The 5,282-nt window shown below is 76.4% G+C and carries 2 protein-coding genes; one reads left to right on the forward strand and one right to left on the reverse strand.

Annotated features, from left to right (window positions below):
- Nucleotides 1-116: 116 nt before the first annotated feature.
- Nucleotides 117-1,484, forward strand: coding sequence for a serine hydrolase domain-containing protein (locus tag AB0O19_RS37540; RefSeq protein ID WP_363626153.1), 1,368 nt, complete (start codon nt 117-119; stop codon nt 1,482-1,484).
- Here AB0O19_RS37540 and AB0O19_RS37545 read toward each other — a convergent pair.
- On the reverse strand, nt 1,478-5,197 hold the full coding sequence (locus AB0O19_RS37545; protein WP_363626155.1) for a BTAD domain-containing putative transcriptional regulator: 3,720 nt from the start codon (nt 5,195-5,197) through the stop codon (nt 1,478-1,480). The genes AB0O19_RS37540 and AB0O19_RS37545 overlap by 7 nt on opposite strands.
- Nucleotides 5,198-5,282: the final 85 nt, after the last annotated feature.

Consider the following 5,282-nt stretch of genomic DNA (forward strand, 5'->3'; position numbering starts at 1 on the left):
ACACCCGATCCGGGGCGGACACCAGGCGCCTGCCAGCGCGCTGTGCGCGGTCTGCCAGCGGCGGGCCACAGGCTGGGCCCGTCCAGATCACCCGGCAACCAGAGGGAACCGCATCCATGCCGTCAGCTACTTCTCCTTCTTCCACTCCTTCTTCGGCAGCCCCTTCGCCCTCCCGCGCGGGGTGGTCGCGCCGCCTGCGGCTGGCGCCGCTCGTGCTGACGGCGTCGGCCCTCACCGCGGGACTGGCCGCCGGACCGGCGCTCCCGGCCCCCCTCCCCGCCGCCACGGGATCCACGCCCTCCGCGACCCGGGGCGGAGCCGAGGCACAGCGGGTCCAACTCGATAAGCTGGCACGGCAGTTGGTGGCCGCCGGGGCGCCGGGGGTGGTGGTGCGGGTGGACGACGGCCGGGGCCGGCCCGTCGAGATCGCCGAGCAGGCCCCCTGGGCCGCGGCGGACCAGCGGCTCGCGGCGGGGGACGAGTTCCGGATGGGCTCCAACACCAAGACCATGATGGCCGTGATCGCCCTGCAACTGGCCGCCGAGGGACGCCTCGCGCTGACCGACCCGGTGGAGGCGTGGCTGCCGGGCCAGGTGCCCGACGGCCGGGCGATCACGCTACGGATGCTGCTGAACCACACCAGCGGCCTGCCCGACTACACCGAGGACCCCGCCGTCCTGCCGTCGATCCTCGGCAAGGACCCGCACCGGTGGACCTCCGCCGAACTGCTCGCCGTGGGCGTCAAGCGCCCGGCGCTGTTCCCGCCGGGCACCCGGTGGTCCTACAGCAACACCGACTACGCGGCGGTCGGCGCCGTCCTGGAACGGATCACCGGAGCGAGCCTCGCCGACCTGATCCGGGACCGGATCGCCCGTCCCCTGGACCTGGAACACACCTACCTCGCCACGGACGGCAACTGGCACGGCCGGCACGTCCGCGGCTACGAGCCGGACTCCGCCCACATGCCGGCGGGAGTGCCCTCGGCGTTCCGGGACGTGGCCGGGGTGCACCGCGACGGCCGGGTGGACGTCTCCGGCAACGACCCGGGCTGGGGCGGGGCGGCCGGGGCCGTGGTGTCCACCGCGCAGGACTGGTCCCGCTTCTACAACGCGCTGATGTCCGGCAGGCTGCTGCCCGCGGCCCAGCTGGCGCAGCTGCGCGCCACCGTGCCGATGGACCCGCAGAACCCGGTGGACGGGCCCGGCTCCGGCCTGGGCATCGGGACGGTCCGCACCCCCTGCGGCACCGTCTGGGCCCACGACGGGGGGATCACCGGCTACTCCAGCACCAACCTCACCGACGGCACCGGCAGCCGTACCGCCACCGTCCTGATCTCGACCGAGTTCCTGTTCGAGTTCGGAGCCGACGCGGAGCTCACCGCGGCCGGCCAGGCCCTGCAGAGTGCGGTGACCTGCGCGATGTTCGGCAAACCGGCCCCTGCCCCTGCCCCTGCTCCGGCTCCGGCTCCGGCTCCGGCTCACTGACCGGGCGGCCCGGCCGCGGGTGAGGGCGAGGGCGAGGCCGCGGGCGAGGGCGAGGTGATGATCGCGGACAGCAGGTCCCTGGCCTCGGTCCGCGCCATCGCCGCACCCGCGGCGTGCGCGGACGTGAACCCGGCGGCTCCCAGGTCCGCCGTGGCCCGTCCCGCGATCCTGCGCACGTCGGTGTCACCGAGGTCGTCCGAGCCCCGCAGCAGGTCGGCGGCGCCGAGCAGGAGCGCCGCCTCCCCCGGCCGGCCGCGGCACAGCTCGATGTCGGCGGCCGCCACCGCGATCCGGGCCGCGACCGCCGAGTTCCAGGTCAGCACCAGGTGCACCGCCGGATGGTCGAGCCGGCGCACCGCCGCGCCGGGCAGGCCGTCCGCCGCGTCCAGCTGCGCGAGCACGCCCAGCAGCAGGGCGGTGAGGTGTGAAGGCACCGGCTGGCCGCCGGGGGCCTGGTCCAGAGCGGCCAGGGCGTGCGCGCGGGCCGGCTCCCGCCGCCCGGCCCGCCACTCCAGCTGGGCCAGGCCCAGGCACACCACGGCCCGGGGCTCGGCCCATCCGGCCCGCGCCACCTCCTCGAGCAGGCCCGCCAGCTGCCGCCGCGCGCCGTCCGCGTCCCCGGCCTGGGCACGCATCAGGGCGGCCTGGACATCGCTGTCGACCGTGTCCTCCCGCATCCCGAGTTCCTGGAAGTACCGGGTGGCCCGCTCGTTCATCGCCAGCGCGTCGGCCAGGTCGCCGCAGCGCCGCCGCAGCGAACCGAGGGTGCTCAGCGCGGTCGCCATACCCCACCGCTCGCCGAGCGCCTCGAAACCGGCCAACGCGTGGGCGAGGAAGCCCCTCGCCTCGGTGACGTCCCCGGTGTGCAGGGTCAGCAGGCCCCGCACGAGCAGGGTGAACGGACCGCTGGAGGGGTCCTTACACTCGCCGTCCGGGAAACCCGGCAAGCCCGGGGAACCCGGGGAACCCGGGGAACCCGAGAGGACCGGGAACTCGGACGGGCCCGGGAAGTCAGGCGTCTGCGGGGGGTCAGACGGGCACGGGAAGTCAGACGGGCCCGGCGGGTCGGACGGGCCCGGGAAGTCAGACGGACACGGGAAGTCAGACGGGCCCGGGAAGTCAGACGGACACGGGGGGTCGGACGGGCCCGGGGGGTCAGGCGGACGCGGCGGCGGCTGCGGGCCGGCGATGGCCGCGGCCAGCCGGGCCAGCTCCAGCAGGGGATGGACACCAGGGTCAACGCCCACCATCGCCGCCTCGATCCGGCCGAAGGCGGCCGCCCTGTCCTCCGGCCGGCCGATGGACTCGGTGCCGACCTCGTACGTCGCGACCACCAGCGCGCGGGCCGCCGGATCGGCCGGCCCGGGGACCTCCAGCACCCGTTCGAGCAGGTCCAGCGACTCCGGCGGATAGCCCCGCATGGACCAGAACCAGCACAGCGCGGCGCCGAACCGGACCGCCGTCGCGGCGTCCCCGGACTCCACCGCCCAGCGGATCGCCGCCAGCAGGTCGTCCCGCTCGGCCGACAGCCGGGCCAGCCAGCGCAACTGGTCGCGGGTACGCAGCCGCGGCTCCGCCGTCTCGGCCAGGGCGAGGAAGAACCCGCAGTGGCGTTCGCGGGCGGCACCGTCCTGCCCGCGGCGGGTGAGCTGCTCCAGGCCGTACTCCCGGATGGTCTCCAGCATCCGGTAGCGCGGCTCTCCCGTGGCGGCGGCTCCGAGCGGGTGCAGCAGCGACTTGTCGACCAGCGCCGCCAACAGCTCCCGGACGTCGCGGGTAAGGGCGTCGTGGTCGCCGGGGTGGTGGCCGGCGTGCGGGACGCCGAGCCCGCCGACCGCCTGCGCCGCGTCCTCGGTGAAGCTGCCGGGCGCCACCGACAGCCGTTCCAGCAGCGCCCGTTCGTCGGCGGCCAGCAGCTTCCAGCTCCAGGCCACCACGGCGCGCAGCGTCTGGTGGCGGGGCAGGGCGGTGCGGCTGCCCCGGGTGAGCAGCCGGAACCGGTCGTCCAGCCGGGCGGCGACCACCTCGGCGGGCAGGGTGCGCAGCTGGGCGGCGGCCAGTTCGATCGCCAGTGGCAGGCCGTCCAGGCGGCGGCAGATCTCGACCGCGGCCGCCGGCGAGCCGTCCTCCTCGGCGAAGCCGGGGCACACGGCGGCGGCCCGGTCGTGGAACAGCCGGACCGCCGCGCAGGCGCGGGCCTGTTCGGGGGTCGAGCCGGGTTCGGGCAGTTCCAGGGGGAGCACCGGGTGCAGGTTCTCGCCGTCGATCCGCAGTGGCTCCCGGCTGGTGGCCAGTACCCGCAGCCCGGGGCACCGGCCGAGCAGGGTCCCGGCCAGCGCGGCCGCCGCCTCGATCACGTGTTCGCAGTTGTCCAGCACCAGGACCGGGTCGTCGTGCGTGAGCACCTCGGTCAGGCGGTCCAGGATCTCCTCGGGGGTGCCGGGGCGGCGGGCCGGGGCCGCGGCGCTCTTGGGCAGGTCGGCCTCGCGGGTCCGCAGGGCGTCGAGCACCGCGCGGGGCACGTCCGCCGGGCCGGCCGGGGCCAGGGCGGCGAACCACACCCCGCCGGACGGTGTGAGCCGGCGGCCGACGGTGGTGGCCAGCCGGGTCTTGCCGGACCCGCCGGGTCCGACCAGGGTGACCAGGCGGGCCCGGCCGAGCAGCTCGGCCACCCGGTGGATGTCGTCCTCGCGGCCCACGAAGCTGGTCAGCGGCGCGTCCAGGTTGCCGGGCGGCCGTGCTCGGCGGGGTTCCGACCGTTGAGGTGGCGGCCGTTGAGGCTCCGGCCGTTGAGGTGGCGGCTGGTCGGCGAGCGTGCGGTGACCGGGAAACTGCTGGCGGCCAGGGGGCGTGCGGTGACCGGGAAACTGCTGGCGGTCAGGGGGCGTGCGGTGACCGGGAAACTGCTGGCGGTCAGGGGGCGTGCGGTGACCGGGAAACTGCTGGCGGCCAGGGGGCGTGCGGTGGCCGGGGGGCGCCGGGAGCTCGCCGCGCAGGACCGCGAGATGGGCCGCCCGCAGCTGCGGTCCGGGGTCGCTGCCGAAGGTGTCGGCCAGCCGGGCGCGCAGCCGCTGGTAGGCGGCCAGCGCCTCGGCGCCCCGGCCGCCGGCGGCCAGGGCCCGGATCAGCTGGGCGTGCAGCCGTTCGTGCAGCGGGTGCCGCGCGGTCAGCGATTCGAGTTCGGCGATCAGCTCCGGTCCGGCGCCCAGCGCGAGGTCGGCCTCGATCCGGTCCTCCAGGGCGACCAGCCGCGCCCGCTCCAGCCGCCGGGCCTCGGCGTCGGCGAACGGCGCCTCGCGCACGTCCGCCAACGCGGGACCGCGCCACAGGGCCAGAGCCTCCCGCAGCGCGGCGGCGGCCTGGGCCGGCCGGCCCTGCGCGTGCAAGTGCCTTCCGGAGCGGGCCAGTTGATCGAACCGGGCGGTGTCCACCGCGCCGGCCTCGACGGCCAGCCGGTACCCGGCCGGTCCGAAGGTGAGCAACGCGGGGTCGCCCAGGACGCCCCGCAGGCGGGACACCAGTGACTGCAGGGCGTTCCTCTGGTCGGCCGGTGGCGCCTCGGCCCACAACGCGTCCGCCAGGGCCTGCGGCCGGACAGCGCGGCCGGCGTCCAGCGCGAGGTAGGCCAGCAGCGCCCGTAGCCGCGCGCCGCTGATCGGCAGCGGGCCCGCTCCGGCGTCCAGTACCAGGGGTCCGAGCAGGCCGACGCGCACCGGGTCACTATCGCAGCACCACCGGTTTGATCGTCAAGTCGCCGGCCGGCACCCACGCGCCCACCCCGGCCGTGAGCAGCCACCG

Origin of the sequence: Kitasatospora sp. NPDC091276 (assembly GCF_040684355.1) — a bacterium.
GTDB lineage: Bacteria > Actinomycetota > Actinomycetes > Streptomycetales > Streptomycetaceae > Kitasatospora.